General features: G+C 56.5%; 1 protein-coding gene. It reads left to right on the forward strand.

Going from position 1 to position 352, the window contains the following annotated elements:
• On the forward strand, positions 1-352 hold a 352-nt coding region (locus BG74_RS18065), incomplete at both ends, for a glycosyltransferase N-terminal domain-containing protein (protein WP_439895714.1).

Below are 352 nucleotides of genomic sequence, written 5' to 3' on the forward strand. Positions count from 1 at the left end.
CCAATTACCGTAACCACGATGACGCCCACCGGCTCCGAGCGGGTACAGTCGGCGTTCGGCAATGATGTCCATCATGTCTACCTGCCTTATGATCTGCCCGGGGCGATGAGCAGTTTCCTCTATTGGGTCAATCCCAGGCTGGTCATCATTATGGAAACCGAGCTGTGGCCAAATCTTATCAAGGCGCTGCACCGCCGTAGCATCCCGCTGGTGATCGCCAACGCGCGCCTCTCAGCCCGCTCCGCTGCCAGTTATAAAAGGTTTAACAGCTTTGTCGCCGACATCATGCGCTGTATTACCCTTATAGCGGCGCAAAACGAAGAAGATGGCGCACGCTTCCTCGAGCTTGGCC

The organism is Sodalis-like endosymbiont of Proechinophthirus fluctus (assembly GCF_001602625.1).
GTDB lineage: Bacteria > Pseudomonadota > Gammaproteobacteria > Enterobacterales > Enterobacteriaceae.